Genomic DNA, 19,198 nt, shown 5'->3' with positions numbered 1-19,198 from the left:
TCCTCTCAACACAGGCTGTGCAGGCAGGCCAGCAGGCTGCGGGCCTCGATGTTCAGGTAGTGCCCGTGCCGTAGCAGGTCACCGAGCTGCCGCACCGTGATCCAGCAGTAGTTCGGGGGTACCTCGATCGGCACGTCATCGCCCACCTCCACCACCTGGTATCGGGTGAGGGCGTGGTAGAAACGGCCGCCCTCCTCCGACAGGACGGCGTCGTACCGGGTACGAGCCGAGCCGGCGGCCAGCACGTCGTGCAGGAATTCGTCCGGCAGCCGGTCGGCGTCCGCACCGGGCAACAGGTGCACTGTCGGCGCCATCTCCACCAGGTCCATCAGTCCGTGCTCGGGGCGGGCCTGGACCAGCAGGTGCAGCACACCACGGATCGGCCGGACGACGAAAACAGCCAGGCCCTCGCCCCGTGGATACAGCAGCGGCTGGGTCCACCGCCGCACCTCCCGGGTGCCGGCCTCGACCGACACCGCGATGATCCGGAACTGCCGGTCGTCGAGATCGCCGATCTGGTCCGCGGTCTGCGTCCAGCCGGTCACCTTGGCCAGCGGCACCAACCGTGCCGTCCAGTCCAAGCGGGTCTTCGTCTCGGTGAACCAGCTAAGGATCTCCCCGGCGGTGTGCAGCTCCGCCCCCCGGGCGCCGGACTGGACCTGGAACGAGCGGATCAGGGCGTCGCGGAAGTCGTCGCCGCTCGGCGCCTGATCGTCCGGCAGCTCGAACGGCATGCAGGACAGCACGGTCCGGGCATCCATGTTCACCAGGTTGTCCACCCGGGTCAGCGCTCGCACCTCGGTGAGTGGCAGCCACCGGTAGTCGTCGTGCAGCGGCACGTCGCCGCCGACGAGCACGACCATGTTGCGGTTGCGCTTACGCCAGAACCAGGCGCCCTGTTCGGACTGCAGTACATCGACGAGGACCTGACCGCGACGAGGACCGGCGAAGTACTCCAGGTAGCGGGTGCTGGTCCCGCGGTGCACCTTGGTGTAGTTGCTGCGGGTGGCCTGTACGGTCGGCGACAGTTGCAACGTGTTGATGTTCCCGGGTTCCATCTTCGCCTGCATCAGGCAGTGCAGGACCCCGTCGAACTCCTTCACCAGGATGCCGAGGATGCCGATCTCGGGCTGGTTGATGATGGGTTGGGACCAGGTGTCCACCCCGGCGTCGCGGACCTGAAGCCCCTCCACGGTGAAGAAGCGTCCGCTGGTGTGCGCGAGGTTGCCGGTACTCGGTTCGAAGTTCCACGCGTCGAGCTGGGCGAACGGGATCCGCTCGACTACGAATTGCCCAGCCGCCAGCCGCTCCGCCCACCAGGTCTCAAACGCCGAGGTGGACATGTCAGACCTTCGCCAACACAGCGCAGACGGTGTCGATGACCCGTTCCTGGTCGACGTCGCTGAGCGAGGAGAACATCGGCAGCGAGAAGATCTGGTCGGCCACCTCCTCGGTCACCGGCAGGGAACCCTTCCCATACCCGAGATGGGCGAACCCGGACTGCGTGTGCACCGGCCACGGATAACTGATGTTCAAGGCGATATCGTGCTGTTTCAGCATCTCGATGATCCGGTCGCGGGCCGGGTGGCGCACCACGTACACGTAGTAGACGTGCTCGTTGCCACGCGCGGTCACCGGCGTCACCAGGTCGGTGTCGGCGAACGCCTCGGCGTACCTGGCGGCGATCACCTGGCGGCGACTCACGTAGTCGTCCAGCCGGGTCAGCTTGCGTCGCAGGATCTCGGCCTGCACCTCGTCGAGCCGGCTGTTGTAGCCCGGGGTCTCTACGACGTAGTAGACCTTCTCCATGCCGTAGTAGCGCAGCCGGCGCAGGTTCGCGTCGACCTCGGGGTCAGCGGTGATCGTCGCACCGCCGTCGCCGTACGCTCCGAGCACCTTGGTGGGGTAGAACGAGAACGTCGCGGCCCTGCCCATCGAGCCGGCGATCCGGCCGTGGTGGCGGGCGCCGTGCGCCTGCGCGCAGTCCTCCAGGATCGGCAGGCCGTGCTTCGCGGCCACCGCCTCCAGCGGTGCCATGTCCACGCACTGGCCGTAGAGGTGCACCGGCAGCAGGCACCTGGTGCGCTCGGTGATGACGGACTCGACCCGTTCGACGTTCATCAGGTACGTGTCGCGGTCGACGTCGACGAACACCGGCGTGGCGCCGACCGCGTCGATCGCCAGCACCGTCGGCGCGGCCGTGTTCGACACGGTCACCACCTCGTCGCCACGGCCCACGCCCAGCGCGCGCAGGCCGAGGACGATGGCGTTGGTGCCGTTGTCCACGCCCGCGCAGTGCGGCACGCCGTGATAGGCGGCGAACTCTCGCTCGAACGCCTCGACGCTCGGACCGAGCACCAACTTCCCCGAGCGGAAGACGGTGTCGACAGCGTCGAGGATGTCGGCGCGCTCCTTCTCGTACTCGGACAGGTAACCCCACACATAAAGGGTCATCTCAGCACCTCACCTCCGGGGCGCGGGTTTTAGACGATCTGCTTCAGCAGGTCAACCCCGAGCGTGTTCCATTGATCCCTGTACATCGCTAAAATATGGACGTCCCAACGCCTCCCATAGAAGTAGACGTAATCGGTGAGCACGGCCTCCACCTGAACCATCGCGGAGTGCTCGAGCCCGAATCCCAGACTGCAGGGGTCCGGATCGGTGGAGTGGAAGTAGACCTTCCGGGTCCGCCACATGGAAAAGGCAAAATTGGCCGTCAACGCATTCGCGTCCGCGCTCACGCCCTCCTCCTCGCCCGCTTGGACATGAACGTCGGCACGGACATGCCCGGCCGGTGACAACTCCGACAGGGTGGCGTTCCCGACCACATCGCCGTCGTCTTTTCGCATGATGACGAACGATGCCGACGAACCGCGCCCGAAGGACTCGTTGAAGGCCTCGAACATCGGCAGCTGCACCCGCCCCAACCGGAACAGGATGTCGTAGATCTTCATCGCGTCCTTGCCCGTCGCCGGGCGCAGCGAGATCCGTCGAGTTTCGAGGTACGGGAATAACATGCCTGGTCACCCTCGCTTTTCGGGTAAAGCCTCGGCCGTGCGAACACAGCAGCCGTCCCGCCGGCGAGACGGAAGAAATACGGGACGGATCCAGACCCTAGCCCCGCGACGAATACCTGGCAACGCATTGCCGAGCGCCTCTCCTCTATTGACCGGCACGGAACGGCGTGGCTAGTGTCGGCACCCTTCGACCATCAGAAGGGCTCATCTCGATATGACGGACACCGGCATGATGACAAGCGTCGACCCGAAGCTGGTCGCGCATCTGAAGCAGGGCACCGAGGTCGACGACGCCTTTGTCGACGAGATGGAGACGGTCGTCCGGACAACTGCGGAGATGATTTGCGCGGAGCAGCCGGACGTGCCCAAGCCGGAAAGCCTTTACGACCTGGACTCCTTCTCCATGGTGCAAATCCTGCTGGAGCTGGAGAACACCCTCCAGATGAAGCTCCTGGAGCGGCTCGAGGGCTTCGAGGGCACCACTTTCCGCGACGTCGGCTTGTTCATCATTCGGATGGCTCAGGAGGACGACGCGCTGGCCCGAGGCGTCACGCCGCCGCCGGCGGCGGCCGGTACCGGCGAGCCGACCTCTCCGGAGGCCGCATCCGCCGGGACCGATCGCCTAGCCGCTACGGCCGACGGCACACCTCCGGTCGCCACCGCGCCGGCCGAACCCCAGGCCTCCAACCGGACCAGCGACTGAACATGCAGGCCGACCGGCTCGTCGTTCCCGCGACGTGGGGCGAGGACGAAGACGGGCCGCCCGTCACGGTCAGCACACCCTTCCATGACATAGAACCTGAGCTATGGAAGTTGGTGGGGTCGGATGGACCACTGCATACCGCGGTGCTGGCCGCTCATGTGGCGGTCTGGCGCGCGGTCACCGGACCGGTGCCCTACCAGACCTCGATCGCACGCCCGCACGGCGTCGCCTCATTCCTGGCCCCGGTCGCGGAGACCTGGCGGACCCTGGTGGTGGCGGTCCGCGACGCCTCCGCAGTCGACATACCAGGGCCCCTGACCAGCGAGGACACCGCTGTCCTCTTCGACCCGGACGGCGCCGCGGCGCACACCCACGCCGCCGTCCGGGTGTCGGTTCGCGGCAGCAACCTGGTGCTGACCGCGCGGCGGTGCGTCATGGGGCCGGAGCGCGCCGCGGTGCTCGCGCGGATGTACCGCCTCGCGCTCATGTCGATGGCCGCCGACCCCGACGGCAGCACCGGTGCCTCACTGCTGCCACCCGCCGAACGCCGCCGGCTCCTGTCGATGGGCCGCGCGCCGCAGATCCCCGCACCACGCGAGGCTGTGCACGAGGCCGTTGCGGGCCAGGCGCGGAACACCCCGGACACCGTCGCCGTCCAGGCTGGCCCCTACTGCCTGACCTACCGTGAGCTGGACCGCCGCGCCAGGGCGTGGGCGGTCGCGCTGACCGCTGCGGGCGTACGGCGGGGCGCGCTGGTCGGCGTTGCCATGCCCCGGGAGGCAGAGCTCGTCGCCGCTGTCCTCGGGATCCTGCACGCCGGTGCCGTCTACGTGCCGGTCGACCCCCAACACCCGGCCGAACGACTGGTCACGATGCTGCGCGAAGCCGAGGTGCGCACGCTCGTCGTCGGCGACGCCACCTCCTGGTCCCTGCCGGGCGGGCCAGCCACGGTGCTCTCCCCGGCTGAGGTACCCGATGTCGTCGGCTCGGCGGACCCCATCCGCAGCGGGGCCGACGATCTGATCTACGTCGTGCACACCTCCGGCTCCACCGGCACACCTAAGGGTGTGATGGCCCGGCACACGGCACTCGCCGACCGGGTCGCCAGCATGCGCCGCAACGTGACGCTTTCCGCCGCCGACGTCCTCGTCGTCGTCGTGCCGATGACCACGGACGTCGCCCAGCTGGCCATCTTCCTCGCCCTGACCACCGGAGCCCGACTCGTGCTGGCCGCCGAGGACCTCGCCAGGGACCCCCGATCACTGGCCGACCTGCTACGCCGTAGCGGGGCCACCTTCATGCAGGCATCGCCCACCACCTGGCGGATGCTGCTGGAGTGCGGGTGGACCCCGCCGGCCGGGTTCCGCTTGTTGTCCGGCGGTGAGGCGATGAGTGGCGACCTGCTGGATCGGCTGCGCGCCACCGAGGCGCAGGTGTGGAACATGTACGGGCCGAACGAGGGCACGGTGTTCTGCTTCGGCACCCGCCTCACCGGAGCCGCCGCCCCGGCCTGGCAGCCGGCCGCGAACACCCCCGTGTACCTGCTCGACGACCAGCTCGACCCGGTCCTGCCCGGGGTCACCGGCCAGATCTGGATCGGCGGCTCCGGGCTGGCCCGCGGCTACCTGAATCGGTCCGAGCTGACCGCGGCGGCGTTCCGGCCTGACCCGTACGCGTCCGAGACCGGAGCACGGATGTACGCCACCGGAGATCTGGGCCGGTGGTTGCCGGACGGGCAGATCGAGATCATCGGCCGCCGCGACCACCAGCTCAAGGTGCGTGGCCACCGGGTCGAGTTGGGCGAGGTGGAGACGACGCTCGCTCGGCACCCGGGGGTCCGCGCCGCGGTGGCGCATCCGGTTCCCGGCCCGGCGGGCGAGCCGCAGCTCGCCGGGTATCTGCTGCTGCGGCCCGGCACCAGCGCGGCACAGGTGTCGGCGTACGCCGGGAGGCACCTTCCGGAGTACATGGTGCCGACCCATCTGGTGGTGCTGGACTCGTTCCGCCGACTGCCCAATGGCAAGGTGGACCGGTCCGCCCTGCCGGTTCCCGAGCGCGGCCGGTCCACACTGACGCCGTACGCCCCGCCGGCCAGTCCGGCTGAGGAGGCGGTGGCCCAGGTCTGGGCCAGTGCCCTCGGCATAGACCGGGTCGGCCGGGACGACGACTTCTTCGCCCTCGGTGGCCATTCCCTGATGACGGTGCGGATCATCGAGCGGTTACGGCAGGCGCACGCGCTGCGGGTCACCTTTCGCGACTTCCTCACCCGGCGGACCGTCCGCGGGGTGGCGGCCACCGCGGTCGCCGCGGTCGCCGCGGACAGCCGAACCCACGACGAGTCGGCACTGGTGTGGCTCAGCACGTCCGGCTCGCGTACGCCACTGTTTTGCCTGCACCCGGGCGGTGGCAGCGCGCAGTGGTACCTGGACCTCGCCGACACCCTGGCGCCGGAGCGTCCGCTGGCCGCGTTCGAGTGGCCAGGGCTGCACGGCGGGCCGCCCGGTCCGCGCACTGTCGCCGAACTGGCGGGCGTCTACCTCGCCGAGATGCGGGCGGCGCAACCGGCCGGCCCCTACCACCTGCTCGGCTGGTGCGGTTCCAGCGGCATCGCCTGGGCAATGGCGTCGCGGCTGCACGCCGAGGGCGAACAGGTGCGGCTGATCCTGCTGGATCCGACGGTGGACACCGCGTTGCGCGACGACGCAGCCCTCCTGCACAACGTCGCGGTGTTCCGGCGCGCCGAACGGTACTTCACCGCGCTACGGGACGGGCCGCCGGACGACGGGCAGCGCCGCGACGTGCACGACGAACTGCTCGCGGTGCTGCGCAACGTCGCCGAAGACGCCGAGTCGCTGGCCACCGCGCTCGCCGACGAGGCCGGCCTCGGCGACGCCTGGGCGCAGCGGCTACGTGCCTGGCGCGGGCTGCTCGAGGTACGCCTGGACTACCGGTTCCCGCAGTACCCCGGCCAGGTCGACCTGATCCTGTGCGAGGAACTGGCCACCGAGCGCTACCAGCCGATCGTGGGCCACCGGCTGGACGAGTACCTGGCGCAGTGGAGGCGGCTGGCCGATGGCGGTGTCACGATCCACCGGGTGCCGGGTGATCACCGGAGCGCGGTGCGTCCGCCACATGTCCGGGCCTTGGCGTCGACCCTGGAAGAGATCCTGATCCGGCCCGACACGGGGCGAGCGCCGGCCCGCCTCGGCGAACGGTGACAGCGTGACGTACCGAAGGGCGACACCCATGCGCGTGTTGATGACCACTTATCCCGAGAAGACGCTGTTCTATTCGATGGTGCCGTTGGCCTGGGCGCTGCGCTCCGCGGGTCACGACGTCCGGGTGGCCAGCCAGCCGTTCTTCTGCGACACCATCACCCGGGCCGGATTGACCGCGGTGTCCGTCGGGCGGGACCGTCGGCGGCCCACCGAGCGAATGATGGAGCTCGACCCGGAGCAGAACGAGGATGACCGCGAGGGCCTGCCCGATCCGTACAACGCCGCCGCGCGGGATCCGGCGAGGCTGGACTGGGCTGCGATGCGCGACGGGTACGACTTCCTGCTGCACACCTGGCACAAGCTGGAGAATTTCCCCATGCTCGCCGAGCTGGTGACATTCGCCCGCCAATGGCGGCCGGACCTGGTGCTGTGGGAACCGTCGACGTATGCCGGTCCGATCGCGGCGAAGGCGAGCGGCGCGGCACACGGCCGTCTGCTCTGGAGCATCGACGTGTTCGGGGTCGCCCGCGAACGTTTCCTGGCGTTGACGCCGGACCCGGCGCACGAGCGGCCCGACCCACTCGCCGGTTGGCTGGAGTCCTACGCGCGGCGGTACGACTTCGCCTACGACGAGGATCTGATCACCGGGCAGTTCACTGTCGACCAACTGCCGGACTCGTTGCGGATGAAGGCCGACCTGGAGTACGTGCCGATGCGGTACGTACCGTACAACGCGACCACCGTGGTTCCCGACTGGCTGCGCCGGCCGCCGGACCGGCCCCGGGTAGCGGTCACCCTGGGCATCACCGCCACCGACGTGTTCGGCGGATACAAAGTGAACCTCCAGGACCTGTTGGACCAGTTCGCCGGACTGGACGTGGAACTCGTCGCCACGGTCGCCGCCAGCGAACGGGGCAAACTCACCCGGGTGCCGGCCAACGCACGCGTGCTGCCCTGGGTGCCTCTGCACCCCCTCGCACAGAGCTGCGCCGCCGTGGTCAACCACGCGGGGCCGGGCACCGCTCTGACCACCGCGATCTGCGGGGTACCGCAGCTGCACCTGCCCTGGGACTTCGACGAGCCGGAGCTGTCGCGCCGGTTCGCCACGCAGGGCTCGGCGTTGTCGCTGGACGCCGGTACCGCGACCGGCGAACAGGTTCGGGAGGCGGTGCAGCGGTTGCTCGATGAGCCGGACTTCGGGGTACGGGCGGCGGCGCTGCGCCGGGAGATCGGGGCCCTACCGTCACCGAACTCGGTGGTGCAGCGGCTGGTGGAACTGGTCGACGCGCACCGCCCCGGGTGAGCTCGTCACCACCGACCGATCGACGACCACGAGGGGAAACGCCATGCGCGTGCTGTTCACCACCTATCCCGAAAAGACGCACTTCATGCTGCTCGCGCCGCTGGCCTGGGCGCTGCGGACGGCCGGGCACGAGGTACGGGTGGCCGTGCAGCCGCGATTCGTCGACACGGTCACCCAGGCGGGGCTGACCGCGGTGCCGATCGGCCGGGACCGCGACCTGTGGGACACCATGGGCCGGGTTCGCGAGCTCGAAGTCGATGACTGGCTGACGCTGGACGGCGCCGGCTGGCCGGTCCCGTACGGCGCGGCGGCGAAACCGGCCGGTGAGGTGACCTGGGAGGACCTGGTCGATGGGTACGAACGCAACGTGACCCGCTGGCACAAGGTCAGCAACATGCCGATGATCGGTGACCTGGTGATGTTCGCCCGGTACTGGCAGCCGGACCTGGTGATCTGGGAGCCGGTCACGTTTGCCGGAGCCGTGGCCGCCGTCGCGTGCGGTGCCGCACACGCCCGCCTGCTGATCGGCACCGACGTGTACGCCATCACCCGCGACCACTTCCGTCGGCTGTCCGCGCAGCAGCCCGAGGACACCCGGAAGGACCCGCTCGGCGACTGGGTCGCCGGGTACGGCCGCAAGTACGGCCTGGTCGACACCGACGCCACCCGCGAGGAATTGATCCGCGGCCAGTTCACCATCGACCTGTTGCCGCCGTCGCTGCACCTGCAGGGCAAGGGACACTACGAGTCGCTGCGTTACACCCCCTACGGCGGCGCGGCCAAGGTGCCAGCGTGGCTGTGGCGGCCGCCATCCCGGCCCCGGGTCGCGTTGACCATGGGCCTGACCATCAACGACCGTGGCACGGGATATCCCATCGACGTGCAGGAGACACTGGACGCGTTGGCGGATCTCGACATCGAGGTCGTCGCCTCGATCGTCGAGGAGGAACAGGCGAAGCTCACGGAGATTCCGGAGAACGCCCATCTGGTGTCATACGTGCCGCTACAGGCCCTCCTACCGAGTTGCACCGCGGTCATCCACCACGCCGGAGTAGGCACCCTCGCCACCGCCGCACTGAATGGCCTGCCGCATCTCTGCGTGCCGTGGGACACCGACCAGCCGCTGATCGCCGACCGGCTCGCCGAGATGGGCGCCGGACTGACGATCCCCGCCAGTCAGGCGACCGGCTCAGCGATCCGGGAGAGCCTGCTGCGGTTGCTGACCGAGCCGTCGTTCCGCACCGGGGCCCAGCGGTTGCAGATGGAGTTCCAGGCGCAGCCGTCACCGAACGAGTTCGTGCCTCGCCTGGTGGCGCTCGCCGACGAGTACCGCAGGGTTGCCACCAACGCCTGAACAATGCACCGGGCCGCTGCGCGACTCCACAGCTGGCCCGGTGCCTTCGGTGTCTGTCTCGTGCTGGCGGGAGGCCCCTTCGTCAGCGGTACTGTTTCAACATCAGCGGCCGTCCCGGCCCCCCGTCGCGGCGCACCACATCCATCCGCACCCGCACACCGGCGTCGCCGTTCCTCAGCCGCAGGAACCCCCGGTGGTAGGTGTACCCGGCCTCGGAAAGTTCCCGGAAACTCTCTACCCGAGGACGCATCGAACCGTCCTCGTCGAGTACCAGGCAACCCTTCGATGTCCACGGCGGCACCGCAGCCGAACACAGGTCCTTGGGCAACGCCCTCAGGTGCACGCGGCCCACCGCGCGTTCCTTCGCCGGGCCGGGTGCAGGAGCATAGAACGCCAACCGGATCCCGGCCGGGCTGACGGCGCGAAGCAGCCCCACCTGCTGATACAACAGCACCATGCTCAGATAGCGGACGATCCGCTCCACATGCTGCGCGGTCCCCTCGGTGGGATACAGCGTCGCCAGCCTGCGCAGATAGTGGGCGCGGGTCTCGGAGATGATCTCACCGTTCCAGCCCGCCGCACGCAACGCCAGATACGCCTCACTCTCCTCTGCGCCGTCGGCGTTCCAGTAGGCCAGTAGCAACTCGCGGTTACGCTCCGCCTGCGCGATGCTCATCCGGTAATCGGTCCTGACCAGGTCGAAGAAGACGTGCGTACGGACCGCCGGCCCGGCGACGGTCCGCAACAGGTCGGTAAGCGCCTGCGCGTACCGGTGCGAGCCGTCATGGACCGACGCCTGAACGTCGGCCGAGAACCCGTAGGCGTCCTCGTACCAGACCCCGAAGTCCTCGATGACCACGTCGAGGCGGGCTCCGGGCGGGTAGACCGCTTCGATGTCCCGGACCACCTGGGCCAACCGCAGCGCGGCGAAAACCTCGGCCAGGTCGATTTCCTGGTCCTCGTCCAGCACATAGTGCTTGATGGCTCCCCACATCGTGACCAGTGGCACGGGAGCCCCCTCAGCCACGGCCGCCGCCACCCGGCTTCGGATGAGCGCCCGCCCCTCAGCATCCGGCCTCGGCGCGAACCGGGTGCGCTTGGAACCGATGATGACGGCGACGATCTGATCCGCCAGGTTCTCGCCCGGCTCCACCAGCCTTTCCGCACCCGCGACGGTGACCACGCCGGTGACACAGGCGGCGATCAGGCCGGCTGGAACCACCACACCCTCGGTGGACCAGTCGACGGTGATCCGGCCGCCGAGCGCGTCGACAGTCATGGTGTCTGCGTAGCAATGATCTGCAACTGTCACAGCGCCCCCAGTTCAAGATCCCGAAACCAAAGTCGACGTCAGCTGTCCGCCGGCCGCGCCTTCATCTGCGGGAGGTCCCACCCCTGGCTCGTACAGGGGCGACGCAAAGGGATCAGATCACCTGCAAACTCTGGATCTGCGGCCACAGCTCGGACCACTGCAGTTCACTCGCCTCGCACAACCAGATGGCGGTGCCGAGCTCCGGGTTCACTCTGGCCGTCACCTCACCGATTTGACGAACGTCGCGGAAGTGCGCCCGTAAGTCCTCCTCGGAACCGCCCACCCACATCACCGTGCCGACCTGCCCCTTCGGTCGGTCGAAGTAACCGAAGCCCCGGCTGGCGCTGTACGGCTTGGGCAGGTTGTACGGTTCTCGGGTCCCGAGCACCTCGAGCACGCCGGCCTGCCCGAAATGCTGCGTCACGATGGTGGCCCGAGCAGCCACCTCAGGCGGTAGCGAGTGGTACGCGCGGGACACGGAATCCGTGTACTCAGGCCAGCCGAGCATCCTGACATCCTGAAGACGACTGAGCAGTTCGGCTTTGGTCTGCGGCTGCGTGATCGACGACTCCGGCTTCCAATTCATCTCCGTCACGGGCGGGAAAAACGACAGGGCGACGATCGGCAGGCTCACCGTCCATCGCCACCACCACGCCGGCCGTTTGCTCTGCACGTATACGGCGGCGGCTGCGTAGAGCAGCGGGAATACCCCGATCGCATACGTGAACCGCCCTCGGGTGACGAAGACCAGCGCGATCACGAGCACACTGGTCCAGCCAAGGAAGCGGAAGTCCTGCAGGCCCGGCCAGCGGAAAAGTTTCCACAAGCCGATGATGGCCAGAACGGTCCCGATCCCCATCCCCGTCATGAGCAACAGATACGTGAAAAAGGTCCACCATGGACCGAAGAACCAGAGGTTCTCAGCGGCCAGCACGCCGGTCATCCGCAGTTGCGGCCAGCCGTGCGTAGCCTGCCAGGCCATCGTCGGGATCGCAGTCAGTCCGGCGATACCGAAGCCGATCCACAGCGCGCGGCGGCGCAGCATGTCCTGCGGACCGGCCACCAGGACCGCCAGCACAATCGCCGCCCACAGAATGAGGACCTGGAATTTGACCTGCAACGAAACAGCGGTAGCCACTCCCGCCCAGATCAACAGGACGTCGATGGCTCGGCCCTGCCGGTACAGCCGGACCCAGCGGGTCACGAGCAGCATGATCACCAGCCACAACGTGTCGCTGAACGTATCGGTGTCCAAGACGCAGCCCGAGGGCAGGAACGCCACCGAGTACCCACACGCGGCCAGGAACTGCGCTCTGCCACGTGCGCCGAACTCCCGCGCGAGTTGACCGACCAGCAACACCCCGGCCATCAAGAGGAACACGTCGGGCAGACGCATCATGAAGGTCGACCCAGGCGCAATCGTGTCCATCAGTCGCGCGACCAGTGGCACCAGCGGGGGCTGATCGGCGTAGCCCCAGTCCAGGTGTCGACCTGCGGAGATGAAGTAGTACTCCTCATCGCTCAGTCCGTACCGGCCAACGGTGAGCAGGAGCGGAACAGCGATGGCGATGGCGAGCGTCAGCAATGCCTTCCACGCCAGCCGCGGATGATCGTTCTGCTCACCCGCATTCCCCACCTCGGCCCCCGACGCTCCAGTGAGCGGTGTCGCCGATGGCGCTTCAAGACCGTCAGCCGCACCCATTAGCCGCCTCCCGCGTGATCGCACTACCTGATGACAAGGCATGGAGGCTCGCCAATGAGTGAAGCGCCTCAGAAATCGATGCAGTTCAACAGAAGCACCCGACACGCGTCAACCGGCAGCGCTGTGCGACCAGGGCTAACTGCAGGTCAAGCGGTGTGGGGATGGCGGCCAATCGCCAGCGCGGGCGGGTGTGAACACGGGACGCACCACCGCCCGGAGTTGGTCCGGATCCATGCGGCCTGACTGCGCGACGCGGTACGGGTGTTCAAGGGTCAACCCTCGGACGGGCCACGCCGGCGCCGCTGAGCCGTCCTGTCGGCAGGACGGCACCCGCCCGCGCGGTGGCCCGATATATGGGTACGCCCAGATGGCTCAACTCCGCGTTGTCGCTGGCCAGCAGGGTCGGTGACACACGCGGCGGCGCCCGCGCTGTTGTCCCCGCCTGGGTTCTACGCCAAGCTGGCACGCATGACGAACAGCCACAATCGCGAACGGACTCGGAAGAGCCGCACGGTGGCCGGCATCTTCCTGGCGGTCGCTGGCGCCGCGCTGCTCGTCGTCCTCTTCACCGGGCTGGCCGACCGGCTCAAGGACGCGGGCGGGATGGCATTGGTTCTCCTGTTCGGACTGCGCGCGCTCGCGTGCTGGGCTGTTATTGGCGGCGCCTGGATGGCATACAAGGCCTGGAACCGGATCAACCAGGCGAGTTGACGGCCGCACCGCCTCAGCCCGGCCCGACGATCGGCTACAACACCGGCGGTTTCAGGGCGTTGGCATCATCAGCGCTGTCGCGACCGGGCCGCAGTTCGAGGGCACCTGCCAGGGATATGACTACACCGGGCGCGTGTGCTCGCGGGTCGCGTTGCACATCAATATCGGCAGCATCCTGTCGCACTTCAACCTGACCATCGCCACCAGCTGACCCGATGACCCCGCCGTCGGGCCACACATCGATGTGGCCCGACGGCAGGTCCGCAGCTACGCTGAGTCTTGCCATGCGTATGCAACGAATCGGCTTGGTCGCAGCAGCCAGCTTCCTGGCGGCGACAGCAGGGTGCGCCGGATCCGAAGCCAACGATCTTGGACAGCCGGCGCGGCCAAAACCGGCCCAAAACCGGGAACTTCTGACGACGCCCTCCACGACTCTCGGTGACACACCGCGAGAACTGCTGATCCGGGACGCCGAACGCACCTATCCCACTATCTCGTACTCAGGCATGAGCGCCGATGGAGCGGCGCTGGTGATCCACCGCGTGCCAGTGCCACGAGTGGACGAGATCGACACCGGTCTGCGCCTTCGACACCCGGAAGTCCAGGTGGCCTTCGCCGACGCGCAACATCCACGCACCGTGCTCAACGAGGTGTCGGACAGCATCAAGAAGGACATCCCGTACTGGCAGACCGAAGGAGTGGCCGTCGCGGCCGTGGCACCCCGCGCCGACGGATCCGGTGTCATGGTCATGGTCGACCAACCGACTGCGGACCTGGCCGCTGCCATGCGGGAACGATACGAGTTCCCGAACCTCAAGCTGACCCAAGGCGAGATCGGCCCCACCCTGACGCCCCTTCGTCCTCATGCAGATCAACCTGGCACCAATTTCGGAACCACGCCCTCACCCCACCCCGCCCTCCACGCATTCGATCAACTTTCGTGGATTGATCGAGGAGGGTGAAAGTTCGGCATCGTCAAGCTCGCACGGACCCGCCCGGACGCCCCCGGACAGTCCGACACGCAGGGGATGCTCGTCGCACGAGCAGCCACCGAGCAGCCAACCGTCCCTCATGGACAGAAACAGACAAGGCCCTGACCGCCGTAATGGCAGGTCAGAGCCTTGTCGATCTTGTGCGCCCGAAGGGACTCGAACCCCTAACCTTCTGATCCGTAGTCAGATGACCTTACGGAGAGTGACCGAGTTCCACAGCGTCCCACCCCGTCCAGCCGAGTCCGACCACATCCCCGCAGGTCTGGGACTTGATCGAGACAGGTTGATTTCTTCATCGGGGTCCTTCGAGGTAGAGAATCCCGGTCAGTCCCAGCACGTCCGCGTCAGTTCCCCGACGTCCGAGCACCCAAGAGCAGCCCCGCTCTGCCACCACCCGCCCCGCGTAACTACTCAGGGTTATCGCGGATGAGCCTTCAAGTTGGCACCTAGTCGACGGAGGCGCGGGGTTGCCAGTCGCGCCGGTCCTCGCGCGGAACGTCTTCTCGGCGGCAGCGCCACCTCTACTCGCCGCGCTACCTGCCCCGCTGGAACCGAAACCCGTTCGAGGATGTCGGACGGCGTCGACATAATCGCGAGATGCCCAACGGGATCGACGCAACCTTCCGCCTGACGCGCCCCGGCGTCCCTGCTGGGCAGGCAGCCACGTGGCAAACCGTCCTGACGGAGTTTGCCGCCGAGATACCCGACCCCGAGCGGGTCGAGGTGATCATCACCGACGAGTTCGAGAAGGTGGCCGGCGAGTACCGCGTTCAGGCGGTCGACCAGTCCAACGAGTCGGAGACCGCGGAGCAGTATCGCGCCAGCCGATCGGACGGTGCTCGGGCCGCCGCGCTCACCGTGCGGCTGCCGCACGACAAGGACGTCGTAGTAGTTGGCAGTCCGCTCTACGCCCACGGCGTCCGGAGCATGCGGCACACGCTGCTTCACGAAGCGCAGCACGTACGTCTAAACCAGCACGGCGACACCGCCCACGCGGTGCACCGCCGAACGTCGTTCACGCTCCCGTCAGACGACATCACCTGGGAGTACCTGTGGATCGCCGAGAGCAGCATCGACGAGTTCCGGTGCGAACGGACGGTCCATGAGCGCGGTTGGACCGATCCCTCGAACACGAACAGCCCGCAGGACGTCGACGGGGTGGAAGCCACGTTCCACGCGACGCGTGCGCAGTACCGCCGTAATCAGAACGTACGGGCCGCTTACGAGAACGGGATCGCTTCGCTGGAGCGGCTGGCGACAGTCCTTGCCTACGGAGCTGCTGGGCTCGCCACCGGCGTGGTCACCGCCGAGTCGTGGGCGGAAGCGCCGGCGATGGGACGCGTTCTCGACGTGCTGGAAGAACTGCCTGGCACCAGCGTGGTGGTGCCTCGGGAAACCTTGATCGACACGGCGGTGCAACTGGCCAAGCGGCTGCGACGGCTCCTACAGGAGCAGGGGTTCGACTGCTACTTCCTCGACGACGGGACTCTGTGGTTCGAAGTCCGGTAGCTCCCGTGTCAGTAGGGTGCAGCTTGGAAGCGATCAGCGACCCTGGGTACGGGTCGCGTTGCGGACAGCAGCGCCGTAACGGGCTGCGCCTGCTGATACTCCACGGCCGAGGTCTCCGTCTCGCCCTCACTCACCGGGCTGGGACACGAGATGGTGCATTCCCGGCTTGAAGCCGGCAGGTAGGTAGAGCACGTCAATCCCCAGGATCACCGAGGGTGGTCGGCGACGGTAGTTGTTGAATAACAGCGAGTCGGTCCGGCCTTCGGCGGTGTTACACGATGAGCAGAGGAGGCCGCGAATCAGCCCGCTTGGATAATCATGGTCCCTCACCAACCTGCCGCCAGTGTGACCCTGCCCGCAAACCGCGCAGCGGCCTTCGTGCCAACGCTCCAACTCGGCGTAGGCGGTCCGCTGATGCGGCAGCACGTTGACGTCGGCGCTTACTGGGGTAACTCCGGCCGCCACCACAGCGACGTCTGAGGGCATGGCCCATGACCAGCACGCCGGTCGACCTTCGGGTGTGGCCGGGTCAAGGTCAGGGAGGCGAGGCTTACACGCACCGCAGAGTCGGCTCTTCACCGCCACGACGCCGTCCCGCGCCATCATCGCGACCACCTCCAGCGAGCCGATCTGACACGCTCCACCCGATGCCTGCGCAGCAAGGAAGCCGAGGACTTCTTCCAGGTCGCCACCATGCCCTTCGAACAGCACCGCGAAAGTGTGCAAGTCCTCGGGAAACTGCGGCGGCGCGGGGCGGGGCGGGCGCCGGCAACTCGACCTGTGGATCTTGCCCTTGTTCAGGAGGTAGGGGTAGCTGTCAGGATCCAGCGGCTGCTGCTCTTCCCTCCAGCGTCGAACAGCCTCCTCATGTTGGCGGCGTGCCTCCGGCAAGTGGGACATCGCCAGATCGCAAGAGCTACAGCAGGCACTGTCCCACTTCGTTGCGCGAAGAAGATCGTCTCGGATCTCCCCCGCATCTCCCTCGTCCGCCGCGATTCTTTCCAAGATCCAAAGCACTGTTGGAAGGTCGAGGGACCAGGTTTCCTTTCCGCCAAACTGCTTCCAGTAGGTCAGGGTGGAGCCGTCGAGGGACTGGTCACCGACGCGTATGTCCAACTTGAAGCTGTAACTTTGCATGGGAACTCCCGCACCGCATCGATAGCCTCCGCAGCGCCAGCAGGGTAGCCACTCGGTGCGACATCTCGAAGCGGATGCAAGCTTGGAAAGGCCCGTCAAGCCAGTTGTAGGGGTACGGCTTGAAGTGCAGAGCTGCGTACGGGCGCAACGCCCGAGGCCGAGGTGATGCTTCACCAAGGTGGACATCTGACCCGCACTCGCCGCATGGGTCGTTCATGGGAGCCCGTGAAGCCTGCGCCACAGCCGTGTGTCGGTGCGTTGCCACAGGCTGTGGGTGCGATGGTCGTACCCGTCGCCGAGCCCGAGGGTAAGCCTCAGAAGCCCCTGCGGCGGGTGTTCTGAACGACGTTTCAGCTCGACCACCTGGTAGGCGGTGACACTCTGGGCGTTGAGCGACTTCAGTCGCTTGAGGGCCTGGTCGCGCTTCAGCTTCATGAACCGCCCCGGATCTTGTAGAGACTTCCCCGCTTGGGAAGGATCGAGAGATGGCAGGAACGAAGCCGTATCCGCAGGAGTTGCGGGAGCGGGCGGTGCGGATGGTCGCGGAGGTGCGGCCGAACTACGAGTCGGATTGGGCGGCGATCACGGCGGTGGCGGCCCGGCTGGGGGTCGGCACGGCGGAGACGTTGCGGAAGTGGGTCCGGCAGGCGCAGGTCGACGACGGTCGGCGGCCGGGGGTGACGTCGGAGGAGTCGGCGGAGCTGAAGCGGCTGCGGCGGGAGAACGCCGAGTTGCGTCGGGCGAATGAGATCTTGAAGGCCGCGTCGGCTTTCTTCGCGGCCGAGCTCGACCGGCCTACGACACGCTCGTGAGTTTCGTCGACGAGCATCGGGACCGCTTCGGTGGAGTCGAGCCGATCTGTCGTGTGCTGCGCCGGCACGGGCTGCAGATCGCCCCGAGTGGGTACTGGGCGGCCAAGAAGCGTCCGTCGTCGAAGCGGCAGGTGCGTGATGCCCGGTTGACGGACGTCATCGGCCAGATCCACTCGGCGAACTACGGCGTCTACGGAGCCCGCAAGATCTGGCATGAGCTGCGTCGCCGAGGGCATCCGACGGCCCGGTGCACGGTCGAGCGGTTGATGCGCGACTGTGGTCTGGCCGGTGTCGTGCGGGGCAGGAAGATCCGCACCACGGTCGTTGATCCGGGGCATGAACGGGCCTCTGACCTGCTCAACCGGGACTTCACCGCCGCCCGGCCGAACCGGTGCTGGGTTGCGGACTTCACCCATGTGGCCGCCTGGTCCGGCGTCGTCTACGTCGCGTTCGTTGTCGACGTCTACTCCAGGGCGATCGTCGGCTGGTCCGCGGCGACGAACAAACGCACCCCTCTGGTCCTGGCCGCCCTGGACATGGGGCTGTGGCGCCGCGACCGCGCCGGCAAGCCGGTGGGTGCGGGCCTGGTGCATCACAGCGATGCGGGCAGCCAGTACACGTCGTTCCGGTTCACAACCCACCTGCTCGACGCCGATATCGACGCCTCGATCGGCAGCGTCGGTGACGCGCTGGACAACGCGTTGATGGAGTCCACCATCGGCCTCTACAAGACCGAGCTGATCAAACCCCGGGGCCCGTGGCGCAGCCTCGCCCAGGTCGAACTGGCCACCGCCGAGTGGGTCGACTGGTACAACAACCAGCGCCTGCACTCAGCAACCGGCCACGTCCCACCGTCCGAATACGAATCGATGTTCTACGCTCAACCCCAGCCCCGCGAGGTGGTTGAAGCCAACAGCTGAGGTCTCCACAGAACCCGGGGCGGTTCATCATCTGCGCGTCGGCCGGGTCGCCCTCGTCAAGAAGTCCGGGGGTGAAGTGCCATGGCTCGACATGGGGGCGAAGCACTTCGTGGACCGCCGGGAGCACGTCGAGGGCAAGATTGTCGAGGTCCTTTCCCTGTTGCGGAGGCACCACCAACATGGTGACCTTGATGGGGATGAATAGTTTTTGCAGCACGGGCCATTTGCCCCGAAATTCCTCCATGCTGAAGTACAAGGCATCGCGGAAGGTCCGCCGATCAGCGCTGCTTTCCGGGAGACCCGGTAACGGCAGCGTCAATGGCAACGACAGTAGGTCCTGCCACCGCTGGGTCTCGTGCTGCTCAACCAAATCGACCAGCTCGGGCCAACGCCGGACCCCACCGCCGTCGCGAGCGCCCGACTCCGAGATCTGGTAGGGCGCGGACGAAATTGCACCATCCACCAGCCGGTCCATCGCGATCAGCAACCGCTTTTGGGCAAGCTCGAG

General features: G+C 67.4%; 15 protein-coding genes. 8 read left to right on the top strand and 7 right to left on the bottom strand.

Going from position 1 to position 19,198, the window contains the following annotated elements:
• Nucleotides 1-5: 5 nt before the first annotated feature.
• The 3 genes from ABZ738_RS28160 to ABZ738_RS28150 are packed head-to-tail and all read right to left on the bottom strand — an operon-like array spanning nucleotide 6 to nucleotide 3,017.
• Nucleotides 6-1,343, bottom strand: a complete 1,338-nt coding sequence (locus ABZ738_RS28160) for an NDP-hexose 2,3-dehydratase family protein (protein ID WP_131050921.1) — start codon at nucleotides 1,341-1,343, stop codon at nucleotides 6-8.
• Between the two features lies 1 nt (nucleotide 1,344).
• Nucleotides 1,345-2,454, bottom strand: a complete 1,110-nt coding sequence (locus tag ABZ738_RS28155) for a DegT/DnrJ/EryC1/StrS family aminotransferase (RefSeq protein ID WP_131050919.1) — start codon at nucleotides 2,452-2,454, stop codon at nucleotides 1,345-1,347.
• Between the two features lie 29 nt (nucleotides 2,455-2,483).
• Nucleotides 2,484-3,017, bottom strand: a complete 534-nt coding sequence (locus tag ABZ738_RS28150) for a GNAT family protein (RefSeq protein ID WP_131050918.1) — start codon at nucleotides 3,015-3,017, stop codon at nucleotides 2,484-2,486.
• A gap of 214 nt (nucleotides 3,018-3,231) precedes the next feature.
• On the opposite strand from ABZ738_RS28150, the gene ABZ738_RS28145 reads away from it, so the two are divergent.
• The 4 genes from ABZ738_RS28145 to ABZ738_RS28130 all read left to right on the top strand — a co-directional run bounded on the left by ABZ738_RS28145 (nucleotide 3,232) and on the right by ABZ738_RS28130 (nucleotide 9,595).
• The gene (locus ABZ738_RS28145) at nucleotides 3,232-3,720 is read left to right on the top strand and encodes a hypothetical protein (protein WP_131050916.1); all 489 of its coding nucleotides are present in this window, start codon (nucleotides 3,232-3,234) and stop codon (nucleotides 3,718-3,720) included.
• 143 nt (nucleotides 3,721-3,863) lie between these two features.
• Nucleotides 3,864-6,938: an amino acid adenylation domain-containing protein gene (locus ABZ738_RS28140; protein ID WP_357218097.1), complete on the top strand. Its 3,075-nt coding sequence runs from the start codon at nucleotides 3,864-3,866 to the stop codon at nucleotides 6,936-6,938.
• A gap of 40 nt (nucleotides 6,939-6,978) precedes the next feature.
• On the top strand, nucleotides 6,979-8,241 hold the full coding sequence (locus ABZ738_RS28135) for an activator-dependent family glycosyltransferase (protein ID WP_201272243.1): 1,263 nt from the start codon (nucleotides 6,979-6,981) through the stop codon (nucleotides 8,239-8,241).
• A 43-nt stretch (nucleotides 8,242-8,284) separates the two neighbouring features.
• The gene (locus ABZ738_RS28130) at nucleotides 8,285-9,595 is read left to right on the top strand and encodes an activator-dependent family glycosyltransferase (protein WP_131050911.1); all 1,311 of its coding nucleotides are present in this window, start codon (nucleotides 8,285-8,287) and stop codon (nucleotides 9,593-9,595) included.
• A gap of 82 nt (nucleotides 9,596-9,677) precedes the next feature.
• Here ABZ738_RS28130 and ABZ738_RS28125 read toward each other — a convergent pair whose 3' ends face one another.
• Entirely contained in the window at nucleotides 9,678-10,874 is a 1,197-nt protein-coding gene (locus ABZ738_RS28125) for a hypothetical protein (protein ID WP_131050910.1), read from the bottom strand.
• 145 nt (nucleotides 10,875-11,019) lie between these two features.
• A complete protein-coding gene (locus tag ABZ738_RS28120; RefSeq protein ID WP_131050908.1) occupies nucleotides 11,020-12,609 on the bottom strand; it encodes a glycosyltransferase family 39 protein in 1,590 nt (529 codons plus the stop codon).
• Nucleotides 12,610-13,077: 468 nt separating this feature from the next.
• On the opposite strand from ABZ738_RS28120, the gene ABZ738_RS28115 reads away from it, so the two are divergent.
• The 3 genes from ABZ738_RS28115 to ABZ738_RS28105 all read left to right on the top strand — a co-directional run bounded on the left by ABZ738_RS28115 (nucleotide 13,078) and on the right by ABZ738_RS28105 (nucleotide 15,821).
• Nucleotides 13,078-13,320, top strand: a complete 243-nt coding sequence (locus tag ABZ738_RS28115) for a hypothetical protein (RefSeq protein WP_131050906.1) — start codon at nucleotides 13,078-13,080, stop codon at nucleotides 13,318-13,320.
• Between the two features lie 284 nt (nucleotides 13,321-13,604).
• A complete protein-coding gene (locus tag ABZ738_RS28110) occupies nucleotides 13,605-14,282 on the top strand; it encodes a hypothetical protein (RefSeq protein WP_357218090.1) in 678 nt (225 codons plus the stop codon).
• Between the two features lie 627 nt (nucleotides 14,283-14,909).
• Complete coding sequence (locus tag ABZ738_RS28105) at nucleotides 14,910-15,821, top strand: hypothetical protein (RefSeq protein WP_357218087.1); 912 nt, start codon at nucleotides 14,910-14,912, stop codon at nucleotides 15,819-15,821.
• 126 nt (nucleotides 15,822-15,947) lie between these two features.
• Here the strand turns inward: ABZ738_RS28105 and ABZ738_RS28100 are convergent, their stop codons facing one another.
• Together ABZ738_RS28100 and ABZ738_RS28095 are read right to left on the bottom strand one after the other, a co-directional pair.
• Nucleotides 15,948-16,958, bottom strand: coding sequence for an endonuclease domain-containing protein (locus ABZ738_RS28100; RefSeq protein ID WP_357218083.1), 1,011 nt, complete (start codon nucleotides 16,956-16,958; stop codon nucleotides 15,948-15,950).
• Nucleotides 16,959-17,171: 213 nt separating this feature from the next.
• Entirely contained in the window at nucleotides 17,172-17,393 is a 222-nt protein-coding gene (locus ABZ738_RS28095; protein WP_357218080.1) for a hypothetical protein, read from the bottom strand.
• 50 nt (nucleotides 17,394-17,443) lie between these two features.
• Between ABZ738_RS28095 and ABZ738_RS28090 the strand changes: the two genes are divergently transcribed.
• Nucleotides 17,444-18,690 (top strand): IS3 family transposase gene (locus ABZ738_RS28090; RefSeq protein ID WP_357218077.1). Its coding sequence is split into 2 segments (ribosomal slippage): nucleotides 17,444-17,726 and nucleotides 17,726-18,690, totalling 1,248 coding nucleotides; the frame shifts between segments, so codons are not numbered across the junction.
• Nucleotides 18,691-19,198 lie beyond the last annotated feature (508 nt).

The sequence above is a fragment of the Micromonospora sp. NPDC047793 genome, from assembly GCF_040642635.1.
Taxonomy (GTDB): Bacteria; Actinomycetota; Actinomycetes; order Mycobacteriales; family Micromonosporaceae; genus Micromonospora.
Note: the sequence above shows the minus strand (reverse complement) of the source record. Positions and strands in the feature narration are given on the sequence as shown.